Consider the following 22,631-nt stretch of genomic DNA (forward strand, 5'->3'; position numbering starts at 1 on the left):
CCTCTGGGTATGATTCTATTCTTTTTAAGGGGCTTGTCATTATTAATACTCGCTTTTCTAGCTCCTCTGTTTATTTTCCTATAAAATTTATTTTAAAGATAGGTCTATTAAATCAACAACTATTAAAGAGGGAATGGGCAACAGTCAACAGGGAACAGCAAATAAAACAAAAGAGTATTTAGACCGCACCTGAAACTGTTAATGCTTAGTTGCAGGGGTCTTTTGTTTCCTTCTTTAATGAAGAGTCTTAACTATGATAATTGCTTGACTATCTAGTAATATACGTGATTTTTTCTAAAAAAATACAACGCGCTACATAACGTTACGTTTTGACACTTTTCTATCACTTTCAGCAGAGAATAAAACCAATTCGCAATTCGCAATTCGCAATTCATTCAGCCATCCACAAGGGGCGAGGTTTTGAACCTATCTTTTTCCGATAAACTAGAGGGTTTACCTTTGTATTCTTGAATATATCTCAAGCTATTCCTTAAGTAGTAAGCCATAAGAAATAGATTTTAGGATGATTTATTTCTATTTATAAATGTTGAACATTGATTAATTGAATGGCGATCGCATTGCTTTTAGGAACAATGTTTGCATAACACAAAGAGTAAACTGTTGACGGTTAACCGTTAACTGTCAACTGTCAACCTGAGTGCGTAAGTTCTATAATTACCCATTACCCAAGCTACTGTTGTGTAAAAAATGCCTCCAATTGGTCTTTCAACCAGCCGTACAACTCATACCAAACAAACCAACATCCCTAAGTTGTGGTTAATTCTGGTGGGAGTAAATCAATATCAGGACGAACACCTACCTAACCTGAATTACTCAGCCATAGATTGTCAGGGTTTATCTGAGGCTTTAACTGAAGCAGCCACTCAATTTACCCAAAAAGTTGTCAACATATATCACGATTTTGCACCACAATCACCATCTTTAGCAAATGTCTATCATAGCCTACGAGATATAACGTCTCATGTATCACCAATTGATACGATTTTATTTTATTTTTCTGGTCATGGAATTGTAGATCCCACGACACAGGAAGTGTTTTTGTGTTTAGCAGATACACAAAAATCAAACTTGCCAAATACAGGTTTAGCTTTACAAGAAATATTGCAAATTTTGGGTAATAGTGGGGTACAGAATCAGCTAGTGTGGTTAGATGCTTGTCATAGTGGGGGGATGTCTCTTAGGGGAGTAACGCTGCAATTAGTTGAGTTATTACAACAAAGCGCGGCTAAGAGTAAAGGTTTTTATGCTTTACTTTCTTGTGACAATAACCAGCAATCTTGGGAATTTCCTGAATTAGGGCATGGGGTATTTACATATTATTTGATGCGGGGTTTGCAAGGTGAAGCGGTAGATAGTCAAGGCTTGATTTATTTGGATGGCTTATATCGTTACGTATATCACCAAACCCTGCAATATATTGATAAAACGAATCAACAATTACGGCTAATTAATCAGCAGAAACGGGGGAAGGGTGACACGCAACTTTATAACGAATATCCCTTGCAAACTCCTAAAAGAATTGTGGAGGGAGTGGGGGAATTAATTTTAGGGAAAAGATTGGAGAAAAACGCCCCAGGGGTGCATCGTGGTCTGGGGATGGTGGTGGAGGGGTTATCAAATAGTAAAATTACCTTAGATATTAGTAAACTTCTGGGTAGTACTGGAGATTTTGCGGTTGAGTATTTGCCAGCTACTAAAACATCGGCTGAGGATATTAAAGCAGCGATCGCTCGTCATTGGCAACAACCCCAAGCAGAACTAACTTTGTTATATCTGCGGGGACGCATTGAGGAAAGCGAAGCTGGGGAATGGCTACGATTGGGAGAGGATATCTGCATCAAACGTTCCTGGTTAAAACAACAGTTACGCCAATGCACTAGCCAACAGGTAATTATCTTGGATTGTCCGCTAGGGACTGCATCGTTAGGGGATTGGATAGAAGACTTACAAATTGAATCTCATCATGGACAATGTTTAATTGCTTGCGCCTCACCTCCAGAAGCACCAGAAAACTTTGCCCAAAAATTCCTCGATACCTTGACTGCATCTGCTCAAGGAGATGGTTTATCTGCGGCTGGGGCGATCGCTCAATTACAATTATCTTTAGCGGATAGTAAAACCCCTCTCTATGTCTGGCTATCAGGAACCCAGGGAATTATCGAAATTCTGACTAACAACACACACAAAAGCCAACGGACAAGCGGTTTGGATTTAGGGGTGTGTCCTTACATGGGTTTAAATGCTTTTGCGGAAGCAGACGCAGCTTATTTTTACGGGAGAGAAAATGTCACCCAGCAGTTAATTCATCATCTGCGGGATAACTCATTTTTAGCTGTTATCGGTGCTTCTGGTAGCGGTAAGTCTTCCGTAGTGCAAGCTGGACTTATTCCCCAACTGCGACAGGGGAAACACATCCCCAATAGTGAACAGTGGGGGATAAAAACTATCCGTCCTGGTGTCAATCCTGTGGAGGCTTTAGCTAGGAAGTTGGGGGAATGGGGAGAAACCCATCTTGTGATTGAGGGAATTTTACATCAAGGAGTAGAAAGTTTTGTTTACTGGCTGCGTAGCCTTCCCCAGGGGGTGACGGTGTTGGTAATAGACCAGTTTGAGGAATTATTTACCCTTGCGCCATCACCAGATAGGGAGTTATTTCTAGAATTGTTGTTGGGGGCTGTACAGTATGCAGGCGATCGCTTTAAATTAATTATTACTTTAAGGGCTGATTTTATTGCTCCTTGTTTGGAAGTACCAGCTTTAGCTGACGCTTTACAGGTAGCTAGTGTGTTAGTTCCCCCAAAACTGAGTTTGGATGATTATCGGCGGGTGATTCTCAACCCAGCACAGCAGGTAGGGTTGCAGGTGGAAGGGGAACTGGTGGAAGTGCTGTTACGGGAGTTAAATCAATCCGTGGGGGATTTACCTTTACTGGAATTTGTTTTAGAACAGTTATGGCAACAACGAACGGCTGGTAAATTAACTCTACAAAGCTATCAAGAACAACTAGGGGGAATTAAAGGAGCATTAGAGCGATCGTGTCAAGGGGTTTATGAAAGTTTACCACCACAATTACAAGAATGTGCCAAGTGGATTTTCCTTTCATTAACTCAGTTAGGGGAAGGTACAGAAGATACCAGAAGACGCATATATAAGTCAGATTTAATAGTTAAAAAATATCCGGTTGGGTTAGTAGAACAAACTCTCAATGCTTTGACTACTGCCAAATTAGTAGTAATCAACCTAGAAGCAGACATAGAAGCACAAGGTAAAAGTTCCTCCCCTGCCTCCCCTGCCTCCCCTGCTTCCCCTGCCTCCCCTGCCTCCCCCACTCCCTCTGTGACAGTAGAGGTCGCCCACGAAATTTTAATACGTCATTGGTCAACTTTGCGCTGGTGGTTAGAAGAAAACCGCGATCGCCTGCGTAAACAAAGGCAAATTAATCATGCTTGTCAGTTGTGGCAACAAAGCGGCAAACAAGCAGACTTTTTATTACAAGGTGCTAGGTTGGCGGAAGCCGAAGATATTTATATTCACTGGATTGATGAACTAGGGGCGGATGTGCAAGAATTTATAGGCGCTTGTTTAGCAGAACGCAAGCATCAACAATTACAAGCAAAAAATCGCCTCAAACAAGCACAAAGGGCTGTAGTCGCCTTGAGTGTTTTAGGTATTGCATCTGTCAGTTTTGGGGGTTTAGCTTATTGGCAAGGTAGGGAAGCCCAATTTAGGGAAATTGCAGCGTTAAATTCCTCATCCCAGGCAAATTTGTTATCTCATCAACAATTAGCAGCACTTATCGCCAGCCTCAAAGCTGCACAACAGGTTAATCATGCAATAGCAGTTCCCAACAATCTCAAATTAGCAACTGTCACTACCTTACAACAAGCCCTGTTGGGGATGCAGGAACGTAACAGGCTAGAAGGACATAAAGACGGCGTAATTAGTATTAGCATCAGTCGGGATGGTCAAATTATCGCCTCTGGTGGCTTAGATAAGACTATTAAACTTTGGAGTCGAGACGGTCGGTTATTCAGAACTCTCAACGGACACGAAGACGCTGTTTATAGTGTAAGTTTTTCTCCCGATGGTCAGACTATTGCTTCCGGGGGGAGTGACAAAACCATTAAACTTTGGCAAACCAAGGATGGAACATTACTCAAAACCATCAAAGGTCATGAGCAAACAGTCAATAATGTTAAGTTTAGTCCCGATGGTAAAACTCTCGCCTCTGCCAGTAGTGATCACAGCATCAAGTTGTGGGATACTACATCTGGTCAACTCTTAATGACTCTCAATGGTCATAGTGCTGGAGTTATCAGCGTGCGTTTCAGTCCTGATGGTCAGACCATCGCTTCCGCTAGCGAAGATAAAACCGTTAAACTGTGGCATCGCCAAGATGGGAAATTATTAAAAACCCTCAATGGACATCAAGATTGGGTAAATAGCCTGAGTTTTAGCCCTGATGGTAAAACTCTCGCTTCTGCTAGTGCGGACAAAACCATCAAACTGTGGCGTATCGCTGATGGTAAATTGGTCAAAACCCTAAAAGGTCACAATGATTCAGTCTGGGATGTTAATTTTAGCTCAGATGGTAAAGCGATCGCCTCTGCTAGTAGAGATAATACTATCAAACTGTGGAACCGTCACGGCATTGAACTAGAAACTTTTACAGGTCATAGCGGTGGTGTTTATGCTGTGAATTTCCTGCCTGATGGTAAAACTCTCGCTTCCGCTAGTTTAGACAACACCATCAGACTTTGGCAGCGTCCCTTAATATCTCCCTTGGAAGTTCTCGCCGGCAATAGCGGTGTTTATGCAGTCAGTTTCAGCCCTGACGGTAGTATCATTGCTACAGCCGGTGCAGATGGCAAGATTCAACTTTGGCACAGTCAAGACGGTAGTTTACTAAAAACTCTACCAGGGAACAAAGCAATTTATGGTCTTAGTTTTACACCCCAAGGTGATTTAATAGCTAGCGCCAACGCCGATAAAACTGTGAAGACTTGGCGTGTTAGAGATGGTCAGCTTTTAAAAACACTCATAGGACATGACAACGAAGTCAACAAAGTAAATTTTAGCCCAGATGGTAAAACCCTTGTTTCCGCCAGTCGAGACAACACAGTTAAACTTTGGAATGTGAGCGATGGTAAATTAAAACAAACCCTCAAAGGTCATACAGAGGAAGTATTTTGGGTCAGTTTTAGCCCCGATGGTAAAACTGTCGCCTCTGCTAGTGCGGACAAAACTATCCGACTCTGGGACAGTATTAGCGGCAAGTTAATTAAAAGTTTTCCAGCCCATAATGACTTAGTATACAGCGTCAACTTTAGTCCTGACGGTAGTATGCTTGCTTCAACCAGCGCCGACAAAACCGTCAAACTCTGGAGGACTTACGACGGTCATTTACTGCATACTTTCTCAGGTCATAGTAATGTAGTTTATAGTATTAGCTTCTCTCCCGATGGTCGCTACATTGCATCAGCCAGCGAAGATAAAACAGTAAAAATTTGGCAAATCAACGGTCATCTGTTAACCACCCTACCCCAGCATCAAGCCGGAGTCATGAGTGCAATTTTCAGCCCAGATGGTAAAACTCTCATCTCCGGTAGTTTAGACACTACCACCAAAATTTGGCGTTTTGATAACAAGCAAGCCCAAACTTCCAACATGAATACTCTAGTCATGTCTGCTTGCAACTGGTTACAGGATTACCTCAACACCAATCCCAATGTTACGCCCAACGAACGAAAACTCTGTCCTAGTTAAGCAAAGAACCTAACCCCCAACCCCTTCCCTACAAGGGAAGGGGAGTAAGATGTAGGTTGGGTGGAGGAACGGAACCCAACATTCTCAAGACTTTGTTGGGTTCCGCTATCGCTCCACCCAACCTACCATTCTCTTAACTTTACACTTCCATGCAAACTAGTTAACGTGAATAAATTCGTAAGAACTTTACTCCCCTCTCCGCGTCGGAGAGGGGCTGGGGGAGAGGTCAAACACGTTAATATTGAGTTTTAAATTTGGTATTTTGAACACCCTCTAGTTTAGATTCCTCTAAAAGAGTAGGTGATAAGTGAAGAAATTGCCCTTGTATTGCATTAATTCCGTCTTCAGCACCCTTTGGCCCTCTTGGTCTAGGACGTTCCCGTAATCCTGACGGATTAATTATAGTTGTTTCTTGTACGGCTTCAATTTCATGACCACCGGGGCCACGGGGTCTAGGTCTTGATACTTCATCTACACCAGTGCTTTGTATCTGGGCAATGTAACTAGCATCTAGTCTCTGAATCTGGGAAGCGTTATAATTATTGCCTGCCAAGGTAGGCAAAGCGGTGAGTAATATAGTTGGTAATGCGATCGCTACACTATAAATTTGACTATTCATCATTAACCTACGTTTTTTGTTAAATAATTATTCGTAGCCAAATCACCGGAAATCACACATAAAAAACAAGCTACAGCCATATCTGTGTAGATATTGCATTGTGATTGTTAACTACAAACTCAACTCACAGCATTCCTGATTTCCAGAAAAAATTCCCTACATTATCCCAATAGATGTGACTTGTGTTTTTTATGCACAAAAACTAGTAACTACTAATAAGGGCTGTTGACGGTTGACGGTTAACAGCCTTCACGATTGATTATGCAACTTAAAAGCAGAATAGCTTATTACTCCATAATGTTATATCTGTGTGCTAGTGAACTCACTGAAAAAACTCGCGTTGGTCACGAAACTAAGTTGATTGGTCACGAAACTAAGTTGATTCGCCACGAAACTAAGTTGATTGGTCACGAAACTAAGTTGATTTGCCACGAAATTAAGTTGATTCGCCACGAAACTAAGTTGATTCGCCACGAAATTAAGTTGATTCGTCACGAAACTAAGTTGATTCGTCACGAAACTAAGTTGATTGTGGACGATAATCTCCGACAGACAGCCTCTTACACTCCGCGCCCCTCCGCGCTTACCTCCGCGACCCTCCGCGTTAAAAATCCCCAAAAATCTAAATTTCCCGCTTAAATTACGGGAATATACACACTAGCCATGTGTTAATAAAAGATATGCCGATAATAAAATAGTACATGGAACCATTAACTACTGCGGCGATCGCCATTGGCACAGTCCTAGCCACCAAAGCCTTAGAAAGAACCGGGGAAATAATCGGTGAAACTCTCTGGGATAAAACTAGTGAGTTTCTCGTCACCTTAAGAAAACACTCTCCCCAAACTGTAGTCGCTATTGAAAAAGCGCCAGACGAACCCCTAGATTATGGTAAAGCTGTAATTGATGTAGAAACAGCAACTCAAGCGCACCCAGAAGTTAAGCAAGCTGTAGAGGAATTAGCCGCAGCAGCGAAAGCAGAACCTAATCCCAAGTTTGCGGAAATTCTAGCAACGCCTAACTTAGAAAAACTGGCAGACAAAATTGGTATGGTAGTTATGCCAGGTGGGACGGGAAATATTCAAAATATGTCGTTTTAAAGTTATTTTTTGACCTAGCCCCCCCTTCCCTACAAAAGAAGGGGGAAATAAATTCAAAGCCTCTCTCCGTTTCGGGGCTACGGTGTACACACAAGTCTAATAAGCTTATCCCGTATCGTTCTGATCCCCCCTAACCCCCCTTAAAAAGGGGGGAACCCTCTTAAAGTCCCCCTTTTTAAGGGGGATTTAGGGGGATCGAACCACATAATGCACCCAGCAAAAGATGTGTGTACACCGTAGCCGTTTCGGGGAGAGGTTTGGAGAGGAGTTTTACAAACTTTATAAACAGCAAGATGTGATGATGTATGCCTGATTACTCTGGGAAAGTTGCTAACAAAATTGGTGCTTATGCTGCCCCAGGTGGTCAAGTTAACATTGATACTCTAATTATTAAAGGGCAGAAACAGCTTACCCCCACAAAATATATTCCTCGTGGTTCCGTTCATTTCGTCGGTCGAGAACAGGAACTCACACTGCTGCATGAAGATTTGCAGCGTGGTAATTATGTGGCAATATCAGGGATGGGAGGCATAGGCAAAACCGAATTAGCCACCCAATACGCCAGACGATATCAAGCTAATTATGATGGTGTTGCTTGGTTTAATGATAGAGCCAACAATCTCGCCGCCGGAATTTTGGAGTATTTTATCGGTCTTGGTTTAGAGATTTCCCAAGAACTAGGGGGAAAACTATTAACCCTCAAGGAACAAATCGCTTGGTGTTGGCTGCAATATGCTGAATCTTCTTTACCCATATTAATTATTTTTGATGATGTCACCGACCTAGCCAATTTGCGGGAAGTTATCCCCACTGATAACCGTTTTCGCGTTTTAGTGACTACTCGCCTGCGGAATTTAGAACCAAATTTTATTCAAGATATTCCCTTAGATGTTCTTTCCCCAGAAAAAGAACCAGACAAAGCATTAGAACTGTTAAAAAGACTGTTGGGAAACACAGACAGGCGAGTTGATAATCAACCAGTCTTTGCAAGGGAAATATGTAAATCTTTGGAATATTTGCCTTTGGGAATAGAGTTAGTGGGGGCTTATTTGCGACAAGACCCGGATTTGTTTCTAGATGTTATGTTAGAGCAATTGCAAGAGCGCAAATTAACCGAAGCAGCCTTACAAAACCGGGAAACTCTCACCTCAACGCAATTGGGAGTGAAAGCCGCCTTTGCTTTAACATGGTCAGAACTTGACCCAATAGCACAACAGCTAGGCAGATTTTTGAGTTTATTTTCTCCTCAGTCTATTCTGTGGGATTTGGTGGTGTGGGTGGCGACTGATGGAGGTGAGGAGGAAAATCAGGAAGCAGCTACACAGTTAACTTGGTCAGCAGAGGAATTAAACGAGGCAAAAAAGGAACTCTACAGACGTAACTTGCTACAACTGGTAGAAGACAGCCAAGGATATTATCAAATTTATACTCTAGTGCGGTGGTTCTTGCAAGAACAATTAACCGATGCTGGCGAGATGAAAGCGGTTTTAGAAACCACCTTTGCTTCGGCGATGATAGCTGTAGCTCAAAGTCTTCCCCAATCACCCACCTCTGAAGATATCGAAAGCATCCAAGATGTTGTTCCCCATATTGAAGACTTGGGACATCGGTTAATTGACGACGTTAACCAAGCAGGTGAGGAACCGATAAATTCCCCAGCATCAGTTCCCAATGATGAAGTTGCTTGGGTATTTGTGGGCGTAGCTAGATTTTATGAAGGACAAGGACTATATCAATTAGCAGAAGTTTGGTATGAGGGATGCGTCAATGTTTGCCAAACTATATTTCTAGGCGACCATCCCCATGTGGCTAGTAGCTTGAACAATTTAGCTGCACTTTACGATAACCAAGGCAGGTATGGAGAAGCCGAACCCCTGTATATTGATGCCTTAGCCATGACAAAGCGCCTGTTTGTCGGCGACCATCCCGATGTGGCTACTAGCTTGAACAATTTAGCTGGACTTTACAAAAGCCAAGGCAGGTATGGAGAAGCCGAACCCCTGTACATTGATGCCTTAACTATGAGAAAGCGCCTGTTTGTCGGCGACCATCCCGGTGTGGCTACTAGCTTGAACAATTTAGCTGCACTTTACGATAACCAAGGCAGGTATGGAGAAGCCGAACCCCTTTACATTGATGCCTTAGTCATGACAAAGCGCCTGTTTGTCGGCGACCATCCCGATGTGGCTACTAGCTTGAACAATTTAGCTCTACTTTACAATAGCCAAGGCAGGTATGGAGAAGCCGAACCCCTGTACATTGATGCCTTAGCCATGAGAAAGCGCCTGTTTGTCGGTGACCATCCCAATGTGGCTAATAGCTTGAACAATTTAGCTCTACTTTACAATAGCCAAGGCAGGTATGGAGAAGCCGAACCCCTGTACATTGATGCCTTAGCCATGAGAAAGTGCCTGTTTGTCGGCGACCATCCTCATGTGGCTACTGGCTTGAACAATTTAGCTGCACTTTACGATAACCAAGGCAGGTATGGAGAAGCCGAACCCCTGTACATTGATGCCTTAGCCATGACAAAGCGCCTGTTTGTCGGCGACCATCCCGATGTGGCTAATAGCTTGAACAATTTAGCTCTACTTTACAAAAGCCAAGGCAGGTATGGAGAAGCCGAACCCCTGTACTTGGAAGCTTTGCAGATGTGTCAACGGGTGTTAGGGGTTAATCATCCCACTACGGTGACAGTTCAAGAAAATTTGGCAATTCTGCAACGCCAGTTAACTCCCGTTGCTACTTGGCAACGGCGATTAAGTCGAGTTTTACAATTATTGTTGAGAATATTCTTTTTACCATTTTACTGGTTACGGCGATCGCTAAATCGTCATTAATTGGGTAGGTTTGGTGGGGTGCGTCAGTATGAATAATTGCTGAGTATAGTTAGGTTCTATCGCACTGACACACCCTACATCTTGGATATTTTTGGATCTGGAAGTCCCTTAAATCGCGTTGCGATGTGATCGCTTTGCCATATTGTAGGCGATCGCGCGCAACACCATCGTTGTTTTGCTGCAATTGAATGTGAAATACTGCCAAGCGATGGGAATGTTAACCTAGTTTATGTAAAAACAAAATATCGAGGAACAAACCTTGGTAACTATCACTGATATCGGTACACTAATTACCAGAGATCCTAACTTCCGTGGAGGTTGTCCTATTATTGCCGGAACAGGTACATCTGTGCGTCGAATTGCAGCTTTATATAAGCAAGGTTATAACGCCGAAGAAATTGCTGCTGACAAAAACCATTTGACCATAGCGCAGGTCTATGCAGCGATCACTTACTATCACGCTAACCGGGAAGAAATTGATACAGATTTGGCAGAAGAACAAGCAGAGTATGAAAGACTAGCTGCACTACATAAAGCTGCAACTTAAAAATGAGTATTATTCGTTTATATTTAATTGAAATACCAAAGTTATGGGCAATATTAATGTTTCCTTGCCTGAGTCAATGAAAGCCTTTGTTGAAGAACAGGTAACTCAAGGTGGCTACGGTTCTGTTAGCGAATACCTACAAGAGTTAATCAGTCAAGACCAAAAACGCAAAACACAAGTACATATAGAAGAACTGTTAATTGCAGGTCTTGAAAGTGGAGAAGCAATAGAAGTTAATGATGAATGGTGGGAGCAAAAACGCACACACCTAATGAATCAGATATATGAAGAAAAATAATGACAAAACGGATAGTCATTACACCCAAAGCAAGTCTAGATATTGATGACTATTTTGCTTACATTGCTCAAGAAAACTCCGACAAGGCTTTTTTGTTTTTTGACTCTGTAAGAGAAACTTTTGCACAGTTAGCAAGAATGCCTAGTATGGGTAGTCCTTATCCTCTAGAGAATCTTCGTTTACAAGGGTTACGTAAATGGGCTGTCAAAGGATTTAAAAGGTATCTAATTTTTTATTTTGAGCAAGATGAGAGCATTCAAATTATACGCATTCTTTATGCAGGGCAAGATATAGAAAGAATTTTAGAGCAAGAATGATATTGGTTAGGGATCTACAAAAGATGCAGAGACCCGATTTTTTGAAAAAGTCGGGTCTCTATAATCCTTAAATCTGCAACAAACCCTCTGGATTCACCGATAAAAGCGATCGCCTCTGCAAACCTTCCCGGTGTAAAATCTCATTGGCTGCGATTAAACCACTACTGACGGCGCGTTCCATTAAGCCGCAGGGGAAGGGCATTTTTACCCAATCACCAGCAAACAATAGGTTAGAAATATTTGTACTGGTTTCTGGACGTTCTCCATAACTATTTGGTGGATAACCAGAAAAGTTATGTTGATTCACTAATTCCCGATGCAGGAGTTTTGCTTGTTTCAACTGGGGGACTATCTCATATAGTTCGTTTTCAAAGGTAGTTAACAAAGCTTCCTGGGTGGGAAATTCTTTTTCTTTGTAACAGTAGGCGTGTAACTCTACTACACTACCGCCAGTTTTTTGTGACCAATCAATAAATTGTTGCTGAATGCGGTGATATAAGGTGATGCTGTCGGTTAATTGATAGCCAGATAAGGAAGTAAAGTTACTTTGTTCCCACTCAAAATCTTGGTCAAACCAGAAACGACACACAGCAAAAGGATCAGCGATACTCAAGTTTTCTACTTGCGATCGCACTGTTTGATCTACATCACCACTAATATGCTTAAATAATTGCTGTACTCCAGGTACATCGGTAGCAAACACGTAATAATCTGCGGTGATTGTCTCTGGTAACGGTGCATCATTAGTTGTAGCTAGCAGTTGCAATTCATCATTTTGTTTTTGTACAACTTGCAACTTTTGTAAATCCCGCTTGGCTGGCCCCTTCAACACTTTACCATCAGCCGCAAACTCAGCCCCATGACAAGGGCAACGGTATTTACCATCTGTGGATTTTTTCACAGTACAACCTTGATGGGTACAAGTTAAAGAAATTGCTGTATCGCTACCAGATTCTACAGCAAATACTTCATCAGCCGCACCAAAATACTCTGTTTTTTCTTCAGTAATCACTGAGTTACGTTTTACCCAAAAAGGTACATTATTCTGATTACTGCCAACATAATATTTCAAACCTTGAATTTTACCATCCTTGGCGATAATTTCACTCACCGTTGCATCAGTAAGAATTGTCCCACTATTTGTTTTCACACTCTTGGCGATGGGTTGGACTAAACTTGTCCCCATATCATCTTTCGTACCATTAAAAGCTAGTCCCTCTGGATTGCCAAAAAAGTAAAAATGGAAGAACTGCATTAATTCTCCCACACTCATCGTGTCTGGTGCGTTCAAGCTAGACTTAGCAAATGGGAGAAAATACAAATCATATAAACCTTGGGGAAATTCTGTTTTTACCCAATCAGCCACGGATATATTATCAAAACGTTGATAATTCTTTTCTCGCTGAAAACCTGTGATAGCTTGAAATACTTGTAGGTGTTTAATCTTAGTTAAATTAATTCCCCATTGGAAGCGATTAGGAGAGGCGATCGCTAAGTCTACAATATTCCAAGGAAATGCTGAATGACTGGGACGAAAAACCTCTGGTTTGTATTGATCTCCTCGATAAACAACTGAATAAAAGTTTAACGATTGGAAATTATCATTTATTCCCAGTTCTGCAACTATACTTTTCAAATTATAGTACTGAGGAAAAAAGCCATGAAAGCCGTGTTCCATCATGAAGGTTTCGCCCACGGCTTCTATTTGCCAGCTAGCAATTTTACCACCGAGTTGGGGTGATTTTTCTATCAGTGTGACTGTAAACCCCCGTTGACTCAATTCATACGCACAAGCTAAACCCGCTAAACCACCCCCGATAACTATGACACTTTTTGCTTGATTCAGTAACCGTGGCAAACTCAAGGTATCTTTTTGAAATACCGTTGGCTTAGGCTTAGTAAACCGAGAGTATCCTGTTACTCCTGCAACTGCACCAACACCAAACACCTTTAAAAGGGTGCGACGGGATATATTAGTAGACTCTGGCAAATTAGATAATAAACTCATTGGTGATAAAATTAACTCTTCACAATGAAATACTGACGTAAATCTATAACTTTAAGCTCATCCCATCCCTAAAAGGGTATGGGATTTCACGTTGACGGTTGACGGTTGACAGTTAACAGTCATCAGTCAGCAGTTAACGGTGGCGATCAAGAAAATTGTCAATGATTTGACGTAAAAAGTGTAATAAATTACATTTGCTTACGATAATGCTGTATGTAGATTTGTTAGCATATATGTATCAAAATAAAAAAGCAACCCCTTGCATTAATACCAATGAGTAAATGTTTTGATAGTGTCATTTTGTAAGTGATTAGTAGCTTTCCTACTGTAACTTTCTGTTATATAGGCACTTTTCTATAGTTGTTGCAGTCAAGACTAATAAATATGAATTATCTAGACTGAAACTCATGAAAAACTGGGCGCAATTAACAAATATTGCTAAAATATTCAGCCCAATACTCCTTTTAGGAACAATTACCGCTACAGCACAAGCACAATCAGCGCCAGGTGCTTTGTTTTCGCCTAATGTCAATCTTCAAGTGCAGCGCATTAGTGGAGTTTGTCCGCCAACAGTGGGATTATGGTGGATTATCTTACCTTATGAGGGTGGTGCAGAACATACAGTCGTGGCTGATATCAGGGCTTTTGCAGATAACACGCGGTTAGTTGCGTCTGATAATCAGCAGTTTGTAGAATTTGTTTCCCCTCTACGCAGCAACTACGCTTCTTGTGTAGGTCAAGCAAGCAGTCAGGAATATGTTTTCTACAATGTAGAGTTTAAAAATAAGAAAGCCTATTTTCGTGTAGATTTGCGAAATATTAATACACCAGGACGGTTAATTATTGATAAAACTGTAGCTGGTTTTCGTCCTTATGTGCGGTGGGCGATCGCCGACTAAATTTTGATATCGCCGTAATTAGGTTTCTTAATTTTGAATTTTGAATTTTGAATTGGTATTACCCCTTACCAGACTTCATTTTGGGATAAGCAATTCGTTTATGATGAAACTGTTGCCAAACTTCTACAAAGATTTCGGCAATTTGTGACATTTCTTCTCGCGTTAAACCTGAATCAATGAGTTGATTGTCTTGCCATCTAGCGCGGAGAATATTATTGAGTACCGTTAATGCTTGTTCAGTATTTACATCCTTGAGCGATCGCAGTGCGGCTTCACAAGCATCAGCCAACATCACTATTCCCGTTTCCCGCGATTGAGGAATTGGGCCGTCGTAGCGAAAATCGGCTTCCTTGAGGACAATGCTAGGATCTATTTGTGCCATCTGTTCTGCTTGATGATGAAAATAGGCAATCAACATCGTCCCTTGATGTTCGGGGATAAAGGCTTGAATTGCTGTCGGTAAAAGATGTCTGCGCGCCATTACCAAGCCTTCACTGACGTGCTTTTTAATAATTTCTGCACTCTTCCACGGGTCTTTGATTTCCGTTTCGTGTTTATTTGGCCCCCCCATTTGGTTTTCAATAAAACCCAGGGGGTCGTGCATTTTGCCAATATCGTGATACAAAGTCCCAGCCCTCACCAATTCCACATTACATCCCAGGTGTTTCGCCGCAGCTTCCGCCAGGGTCGCCACAAATAGGGTGTGTTGAAATGTTCCTGGTGTTTCCGTCGCTAACCGTTTTAATAAAGGTCGATTAGGATTTGCTAATTCTGCCAAGCGAATGGGGGTAACTAAATCAAATAGCTTTTCTAAATAAGGACTTAAACCCAAAGCCACAACACTCCAAGCCAGTCCCGATAAAGTAAATAACCCTGCTTCTTGGAGGATGAGATACCAGGAGGAGCCAAAAGCCGCACCAATCAGGACTTTCATTAGTAAGTAAACGCCACCTTGGGTAATAGCGATCGCCCCACCCAAAAGGGCTAATTCCTCACGCGATCGCAATCTGTGGGCGATGTAACTACCTAAAATTCCCCCAGCCGCACCAGCTACTAGTCCAATAGTGCTAATTTCCATACTCATGGGCAGTATGAACAAAAGTAAGCCGATAACTGTCATACTCAATTCACGGCCATAGAAGCTACCCAACAGCAAACCGACAGCGCCCCAAGTCGTATAGGACACACCCATTGCCAGGACTCCTGGCGTACTCAAGGTCAGTAACAAAACTAACAGGCGATCGCGTTGTCTGAGTGGGCATTTACTCCTTGTTTCGACTAGGACAAATATACAAACTCCCCCAGTCACCAAACCGCCTAATTTCAGCAAAGCTAACCAGTTATTTTCGCGGCTAATCAGTTCATAATGCTCTAATACCTCAAAATCCCACTCAGTAATTTCTTTCCCTTTCTTGACAATAACTGCACCTTGTTTCACCTCAACCATCACAGGTGCAACCACAGATGCAGCTTTTTGAGCGTGTTCTCTGGTTTGTTCCTCATCTTTCTTCAGATTCGGTTCCAGTACAGCCAACAATAATTTAGTCGCTAAAGATTCCGCACTTTTGGGGACAAAAGCTTGCACTTGCAAAGTTACAGCATTTTGTAAAACACTCTGGGGCAAACCCGCAGGAATACCTTGGGCTAAAATCCGTTCTGCACCTTGGCGGATGCCCTTTTGTGTTTGAGTCCATTCATAGTCTGACAATTCCAGAAGAACAGTTTCGTGATAAATTGTCTGTGTTGTAATTGTATCTACGTGTAGAATTTGCACACTAGCTTGGGCGTAAGCTTCCCTTGCTTGAGTAATTTGATTTATCAGTCTGGGTAAATTTTGATTGGCAGTGGTCATCCGCAAAGTTGCTAATTCTGCCAACGCTTGCACAAACTGAGTGTTCGTAGAGACTTCAGGATTTTGTGTTTTTGGGGAAGATATACTTTCTTTTGGTTGACCAGCGTCAATAGAAATACCTTGAACTTGACTTTCCTGACCGAGGGAAACTGTTGGAGGGGGAAATAATAAAGAAGTTTGTGTTTCCGTATTCGGCAAATTCTGGGAATTTTCTTGTTTACGCAGGCTGCGAGTACTGGGTTTTTCTAAGAACAATCCCAACCTTTTTTGACCCGTATTTTCTAAAGCCACCAGCATCATTTGCCATTCTGCATCAGAACAAGAGCGCAGGTAATGCTGGCTAGATAAGGACAGGACTGAAGTATCATAAAAAGGGAAAGAACCAGCCGATATGCGAATTTCATTACCCTGATCCAGCATTTTCTCTAGGTTTTGGCCGATTTGTGCTGTAGTTTTGCCATCGACCATTAACACTGGTGTTAAACTTTTACGAGCTGCTTTGCGTTCAATTTCAGTTCGTTTTTTATCTTCAATACTAGCGGTACGAGGTGCTTTAATCGTTTGGGGTGCAACCGTCCCTATTTTCAGCTTTGGTTGATTATATAACTTATGACCAATTACCCCCGTAAGAGAGACAATAGCGATCGCCAAAACAACGGATGAACGCTGTTCATGCACCCAGCCCAGATTTACTGCATCTACCCAACTTTTCTTATTTAACGATTTTGCCATTTTTTGCTAGGTCTCTCAGGCTCAAAAGCTGATGCAACGAGCTTTTTCCCATGTGGCGTTGCATAAATGCGGGATGAATTGGGACTTTTGTACAAATATGAGTAGATAGAGAGTTATTGAATTAATCTAACGCCCTCGAATAATGTGAGGCGCTGCATAAACAGAAAATGGAACCGATTGATTAGGCATGATAAACCCTGACTCTGGAAACTCTCTGGAATTTAGGGGAAAATTATACACTCCTGACCACACGGCAGCAAGAGCATCGGCCAATTCTAGCATCTGCCAGAGGTTGGTTGCTTCGTTGGCTGCTGAGTTAGTTGGTAAAAGTGAAGTCTGCCAATTAGCAGGAATACCTACGGTGCTGTTGTAACCTCCAGACAAAACACCAGTAATAGCTGTTATTGTTTGTGAGTGCATAGATTCTATTTGCAAGCTACGCAAAACTGAGAAACGAAAGTCTTCCAAGGTGCTGAGAAAACAATAAAATGCCACAGCAGTAGCATGAGAAAGTTTTTCTTCTCTACTCAACTCAGCTTTTAGTCTTTCTAAACCAGCGTGTTCTGCTAAAAGTTTGTGTATTATTAATAATTTTTGTGGAAGTAATGTCTCGGTTTCTCCAATAAAAGAGATTATTTGCGGGATTATGGTGCGGATGTGCAGCTTTTCTGTTAGTGATTGAGCGATCGCATACCCTATTGCTAGTGTACTATCACGAACAACTGAAGCATTATCCCAGACATTTGACACCCGTACCAAATTTTGATGCAGTTTTACAGGATTTTCATGGAAAAAAAGTGCTACTGGGATTGTGGCAAAAATTAAGTTTGTTTTAATATCTAAAGTTGCAGTCGAAGCAATAAATTCTTTTTGATAATGTACTAGCCACTCATCTACATCCAGTTTTCCTAGCTTAATTAAACTTTCAGCGCCAGGAATAATAGTTTTAGCAAAGTTGGAGAAACTTTCCCTATTATTACCTACCCCACCCTTAGCCAAATTTTCCCCTAATATTCCTCCAACAAAAGCACCCCTAAACCTACTAACCAACGAGTAGCGCATAATCTTCAAAAGTTGAAAGCAAGTTATTCTACCTTTTCACTTTTAACTTTTTAACAGGAAAACTGCTGAGTTGAGAGTAAATGAATCAATTCAAAATATCCTACAGGAAGCTAAAGCTACAAAATTCAAAATAAAAACTGATTAAGGAAAATTAAATTATTCAGTTTGGAGCGCGAAGATAATAGATAGACTCTTTCTCCCCCTGCTTCCCCTGCTTCCCCTGCTCTCAATCTCATCCCCTCAAATGCGCCACTAGCCCCTGCAAGCCCAATAAATAGCTTTGTACACCAAAACCACTAATCTGACCAATAACTACGGGGGCGATGTAGGAATGATGGCGGAAATCTTCTCTACGATAGATATTACTGAGATGGACTTCTACTGTAGGTAAATTTACAGCAGCGATCGCATCTCGTAAAGCTACGCTGGTATGGGTATAAGCTCCTGCGTTAATCAAAATTCCGTGATGTTTCCCCAACGCCTCATGAATAGCATCTACTAACACGCCTTCATGGTTGGACTGTAGGGGAAACGCTTGCGCCTGTAACTTGAGGGCTGCTTCTGCCAATAAGCTATTAATCTCAGCCAAAGTTGTGGAGCCATAAACTCCTGGTTCTCTTTTCCCCAGCAAATTTAGGTTTGGCCCATGCAGCACCAAAATACTTAGAGGTTGCAATGTCAAGTTTCGTACCTTCAGGCTTTTAGCGACGACGTGAGCGACGATGCTCCCCCCCGCCGGTGGCGATCGTTGACAGGAATCGGAATCATCTCCGGTTCCGGCTCGGCTTCTGGCCCTAGTAAGGACTCAATGAGCTTACGTGCCAATTCTTTCAGCTTTTCCAGTACCTTTTCTATATAGTCCATTAAACTGACCGCTCCTGAGATACTACCTCAATTTTGACTAACAGCTACGCAGAAACTGGCGTAATTTTGCACCTCTGGCCTACAACCGGACTGATACACAATTATGTATTGCAGTCGCAGGCTAATTTTAAAATTTTCGTGTTGTTATCTCTCTTACTTTTTAGAGTATCACATTAGCAACCTATCGGACTGTATTTAAGGATGGTCATTGGTCAATAGTCATTAGTCCATAGTCATTAGTCCATAGTCCATAGTCGAAAATATTGGACTGTTGACTGTTGACTGTTGACCGTTGACCGTTGACTCTTGACTATTAACCTTACGCCCCCTTCTTTTTCGTAGCAGCGCTGGATGATTTCGCCGTTGATTTAGATTTAGTCGTAGTGGTTTTACTTGTTTTGCGTGTGGTTTTAGAAGTAGAAACTTTAGCAGATAGCAATTCTAGAGCCGTAGCTAATGTTACATCTTCGACTGATGTCCCTTCAGGAAGACCTACATTGGTCTTACCATGTTTAATATAAGGGCCGTAGGGGCCGTCGTAGATATTTATGGGGGCATCATCCTCTGGGTGTGTACCTAATTCCCGTAAAGCAGCCTTTGATTTACTACTAGTAGAACCACGGGTCTTTTTCGGTTCCGATATCAACTCCAGCGCTCTTTCTAAAGAAATTGTTAAAACATCATCACTCGCTTTGAGAGAACGGTAGTCTTTCCCTTCTTTGCCTTGGTCGTGGACGACGTAAGGGCCAAAACGTCCTAGACTGGCTTGAATTTTCCCGCCAGTACCAGGATGGGTTCCCAAGGTTCGGGGTAGTGATAACAAGCCAATAGCTGTCTCTAGGGAGATATTTTCTGGGGTAACGCCCTTGGGTAGAGAAGCTTGTTTGGGTTTGGGATTCTCATCAGACTTATCACCCAACTGGACATAAGGCCCGTAAGCGCCGATTTTCACATAAATTGGTTCGCCGGTTTCGGGATGGCGGCCTAGTTGGTCTGGGCCGACGGTTTTTTGCCGCAGGATGATTTCCACCTGTTTGGGGTCGAGGTCGGCGGGTGTTAAATCTTTGGGAATTGAGGCGGTAACTACACCGTCACCGTTTTCCACTTCGATATAAGGCCCATATTTACCAATACGGACTTTAGCATCTAAGTTTTCTAGTTCTACAGTTCTGGCTTTACCTGCATCAATTTGGCTTTCCCGTTCTCTCACCAGAGTTTCCAAACCTTGATCCCCTAGATAAAATTTCTTTAAGTAGGGTAGCCACTGAGCTTCACCTTCAGCAATATCATCCAAGGTTTGCTCCATTTTGGAGGTAAAGCTGGGATCAACGATATCAGGGAAATGTTTTTCCAACAAATCGGTGACTGCGAAGGCGGTAAAGGTGGGGATGAGGGCGTTATTCACCAATTGGGAGTAACCCTTATCGATAATTGTGCCAATGATGCTGGCGTAGGTACTAGGGCGACCAATGCCTTCACTTTCTAGTGTTTTGACTAGGGTCGCTTCAGTGTATCTGGCTGGGGGTTGGGTTTCGTGACCAACTGCTTCGATATTTTTACAGTCTGGATGATCCCCGACTTTTAGACTGGGTAAGATTACCTCTTGGTCTTCCAAGGCGGCTTCTGGGTCATCAGAACCTTCAACATAGGCGCGTAAATATCCGGGGAAGTCAATGCGCTTACCGGAAGCACGGAAACCAGCGTCTTCTACTTGCAACTGTACGGTAATTTGGGTTTGGCGGGAGTCAGCCATTTGACAGGCGACGGTACGCTTCCAAATCAAATCATAGAGGGCAAGTTCTCGACCACCTAAGCCGGTTTCTTGGGGCGTGCGGAAGGTGCTACCAGCCGGACGAATGGCTTCGTGGGCTTCTTGTGCGCCTTTGGATTTGGTGGTGTATTGGCGGGGCTGGGGGCTGAGATATTGTTTGCCGTATAGTTGTTCTACACAATTGCGAGCAGCTGCGATCGCCTGTTCTGACAAATGCACCGAATCTGTACGCATATAGGTAATATACCCTTGCTCGTACAAATTTTGGGCAATCCGCATCGTGTCCCGTGCTGAAAGGCGCAGTTTCCGGTTAGATTCCTGCTGTAATGTCGAAGTGGTAAAGGGTGGCGCGGGTTTGCGCGTCACTGGGCGTTCTTCTACCTCTGAGACATTCCAGGTTTTACCAGTCAGCCGTTCTTGGAGAGCAACTGCTTCTGTTTCACTCAGCAGCACCACATTACGCCCGGCGGTAATTCTGCCGGTAGACGCATCAAAATCGCTCCCAGTTGCCACTTTCGTGCCTGCAAGGGTGATTAACTGGGCAGTAAATGGGCTTTTAGTTTGCTCCAAATACGCCTTTAAATCCCAGTATGTACCTTCATGGAAAGCCCGGCGTTGGCGTTCTTTGGTTACCAACAGTCGCACCGCCACAGACTGTACCCGTCCCGCAGATAGTCCCCAAGCAATTTTTTTCCACAGCAGAGGGGAGAGGGTATAGCCCACTAAGCGATCCAAAATCCGCCGTGTTTCCTGGGCGCGGACTAGCTGTTCATCGATGTTACGGCAGTCCTTCAAAGCTTTTTTGATGGCTTCTTGGGTAATCTCATGAAACACCATCCGCTTTGTCGGCACTTTGGGCTTAAGTAACTGGTATAAATGCCAACTTATACTTTCCCCTTCTCGGTCTTCGTCAGTTGCCAGAATCAGTTCATCAGCATCTTTCAGCGCTTCTTTGAGCTGGGTGACAACTTTCTTTTTGTCTTTGGGGACAACATACACTGGTTCAAAGTCCGCGTCCACATTTACCCCAAGCTGCGCCCATGCTTCCCCTTTGACAGTGGCGGGAATTTCACTAGCTGACTGGGGTAGGTCACGCACATGACCCATCGACGCTTCTACCCGATAGTCTTTTGGCAGGTAGTTACGAATGGTACGAGCTTTGGTTGGAGATTCGACAATGACGAGAGTTGACATGGAATTTCAAAAAAAAGAATAGCTGTGAAGCTAAACAGTTAAATTGAGTTAACTTCGATGAAATGTCAAGATGAAACGTCACAATTGCTTTAGATTGAGCCTCATCAAGATTGTCTGTTGGGTTGAAAATCCTTCAAACTGCGGGTTTAGTCCTTTCTAGAGCATATGTTAGAAGAATGCTGCTGGAAATTCCAGCTATTTCCATCTTTAACTTATCAAAGGCAAATTGGCGACTAGAGTTTTCAATATACCCCGTGAGTTTAGTACAACGATACCTTAGGTTTGGGCAGGAGGCAGGGGAGTAGAGAGGGGAAACTCTTGTTTGAGAACTCAGCAGTCCCCCGTCCCCAATGCAAAGGCACCTAAGGTTAACGCTGAGGTACACGGAGCAGGTTTAATCAAGATAATTCGTTTCATCAGTGGTTATGTAATAAATCAAAATTTAAATATTTTCTTTAGGAACGGATTGGTTACGTTCGTATCTGCCAATAACCACGAGCGGTTGAATTAGATGATAGATATTTGGGCAGAATATACCCTTGTGTAGATTGACAACCCCATTGATGTTGAGCCAATCTACTTAATTAAAATCACTTGCCCCACTACATGATTCATCCATGTTTTGCGGGTTTCACCCCAGATAATATTAGCCTGCGAGGCTATCTCCTGGACAACCAGAGGAACTGATCCAGAGACTTTCTTTGTAGAAACTTAATTTCTAGATAGTCAAAAAGTTTTGTA

Annotated in this window: 15 protein-coding genes; 9 read left to right on the top strand and 6 right to left on the bottom strand. The window is 42.6% G+C overall.

What is annotated here, in order from left to right:
* A partial coding sequence (locus tag H6G14_RS33380; protein WP_206757610.1) for a hypothetical protein occupies nt 1-182 on the top strand: 182 nt, incomplete at its 5' end.
* A 526-nt stretch (nt 183-708) separates the two neighbouring features.
* Nucleotides 709-5,787 carry an nSTAND1 domain-containing NTPase gene (locus H6G14_RS22160; protein ID WP_190569687.1) on the top strand — a complete coding sequence of 1,693 codons (5,079 nt, stop codon included), beginning with the start codon at nt 709-711 and terminating at the stop codon, nt 5,785-5,787.
* A 235-nt stretch (nt 5,788-6,022) separates the two neighbouring features.
* On the opposite strand, the gene H6G14_RS22165 is transcribed toward H6G14_RS22160, so the two are convergent.
* Entirely contained in the window at nt 6,023-6,409 is a 387-nt protein-coding gene (locus tag H6G14_RS22165; RefSeq protein WP_190569689.1) for a hypothetical protein, read from the bottom strand.
* A 294-nt stretch (nt 6,410-6,703) separates the two neighbouring features.
* Here H6G14_RS22165 and H6G14_RS22170 point away from each other — a divergent pair, with 294 nt between their 5' ends.
* From H6G14_RS22170 to H6G14_RS22195, 6 genes are all read left to right on the top strand, one after another.
* A complete protein-coding gene (locus tag H6G14_RS22170) occupies nt 6,704-7,045 on the top strand; it encodes a hypothetical protein (RefSeq protein ID WP_190569691.1) in 342 nt (113 codons plus the stop codon).
* A 62-nt stretch (nt 7,046-7,107) separates the two neighbouring features.
* Nucleotides 7,108-7,506 carry a hypothetical protein gene (locus H6G14_RS22175; RefSeq protein ID WP_190569693.1) on the top strand — a complete coding sequence of 133 codons (399 nt, stop codon included), beginning with the start codon at nt 7,108-7,110 and terminating at the stop codon, nt 7,504-7,506.
* A 305-nt stretch (nt 7,507-7,811) separates the two neighbouring features.
* Entirely contained in the window at nt 7,812-10,346 is a 2,535-nt protein-coding gene (locus H6G14_RS22180) for a tetratricopeptide repeat protein (RefSeq protein ID WP_190569695.1), read from the top strand.
* Between the two features lie 259 nt (nt 10,347-10,605).
* The gene (locus tag H6G14_RS22185; RefSeq protein WP_190569697.1) at nt 10,606-10,893 is read left to right on the top strand and encodes a DUF433 domain-containing protein; all 288 of its coding nucleotides are present in this window, start codon (nt 10,606-10,608) and stop codon (nt 10,891-10,893) included.
* 43 nt (nt 10,894-10,936) lie between these two features.
* Complete coding sequence (locus H6G14_RS22190) at nt 10,937-11,191, top strand: type II toxin-antitoxin system ParD family antitoxin (RefSeq protein ID WP_190569698.1); 255 nt, start codon at nt 10,937-10,939, stop codon at nt 11,189-11,191.
* A complete protein-coding gene (locus H6G14_RS22195; RefSeq protein WP_190569700.1) occupies nt 11,191-11,508 on the top strand; it encodes a type II toxin-antitoxin system RelE/ParE family toxin in 318 nt (105 codons plus the stop codon). The genes H6G14_RS22190 and H6G14_RS22195 overlap by 1 nt, the downstream gene beginning before the upstream one ends.
* A gap of 67 nt (nt 11,509-11,575) precedes the next feature.
* Here H6G14_RS22195 and H6G14_RS22200 read toward each other — a convergent pair whose 3' ends face one another.
* Entirely contained in the window at nt 11,576-13,516 is a 1,941-nt protein-coding gene (locus tag H6G14_RS22200; RefSeq protein ID WP_190569703.1) for an FAD-dependent oxidoreductase, read from the bottom strand.
* A 407-nt stretch (nt 13,517-13,923) separates the two neighbouring features.
* Here H6G14_RS22200 and H6G14_RS22205 point away from each other — a divergent pair, with 407 nt between their 5' ends.
* Nucleotides 13,924-14,415, top strand: coding sequence for a hypothetical protein (locus H6G14_RS22205; RefSeq protein ID WP_190569705.1), 492 nt, complete (start codon nt 13,924-13,926; stop codon nt 14,413-14,415).
* A gap of 58 nt (nt 14,416-14,473) precedes the next feature.
* Here H6G14_RS22205 and H6G14_RS22210 read toward each other — a convergent pair whose 3' ends face one another.
* The 4 genes from H6G14_RS22210 to topA form a co-directional block, all read right to left on the bottom strand.
* Nucleotides 14,474-16,999 (bottom strand): HD family phosphohydrolase, encoded by a 2,526-nt coding sequence (locus H6G14_RS22210; protein WP_190569706.1) that lies wholly within the window; start codon nt 16,997-16,999, stop codon nt 14,474-14,476.
* 126 nt (nt 17,000-17,125) lie between these two features.
* Nucleotides 17,126-18,061 (bottom strand): ADP-ribosylglycohydrolase family protein, encoded by a 936-nt coding sequence (locus H6G14_RS22215; protein ID WP_190569708.1) that lies wholly within the window; start codon nt 18,059-18,061, stop codon nt 17,126-17,128.
* A 232-nt stretch (nt 18,062-18,293) separates the two neighbouring features.
* Nucleotides 18,294-18,737, bottom strand: coding sequence for a type II 3-dehydroquinate dehydratase (gene aroQ / locus H6G14_RS22220; protein WP_190569757.1), 444 nt, complete (start codon nt 18,735-18,737; stop codon nt 18,294-18,296).
* Between the two features lie 507 nt (nt 18,738-19,244).
* Nucleotides 19,245-21,890: a type I DNA topoisomerase gene (gene topA / locus H6G14_RS22225; RefSeq protein ID WP_190569710.1), complete on the bottom strand. Its 2,646-nt coding sequence runs from the start codon at nt 21,888-21,890 to the stop codon at nt 19,245-19,247.
* Nucleotides 21,891-22,631 lie beyond the last annotated feature (741 nt).

The organism is Nostoc parmelioides FACHB-3921, from assembly GCF_014696625.1.
Classification (GTDB): domain Bacteria; phylum Cyanobacteriota; class Cyanobacteriia; order Cyanobacteriales; family Nostocaceae; genus Trichormus; species Trichormus parmelioides.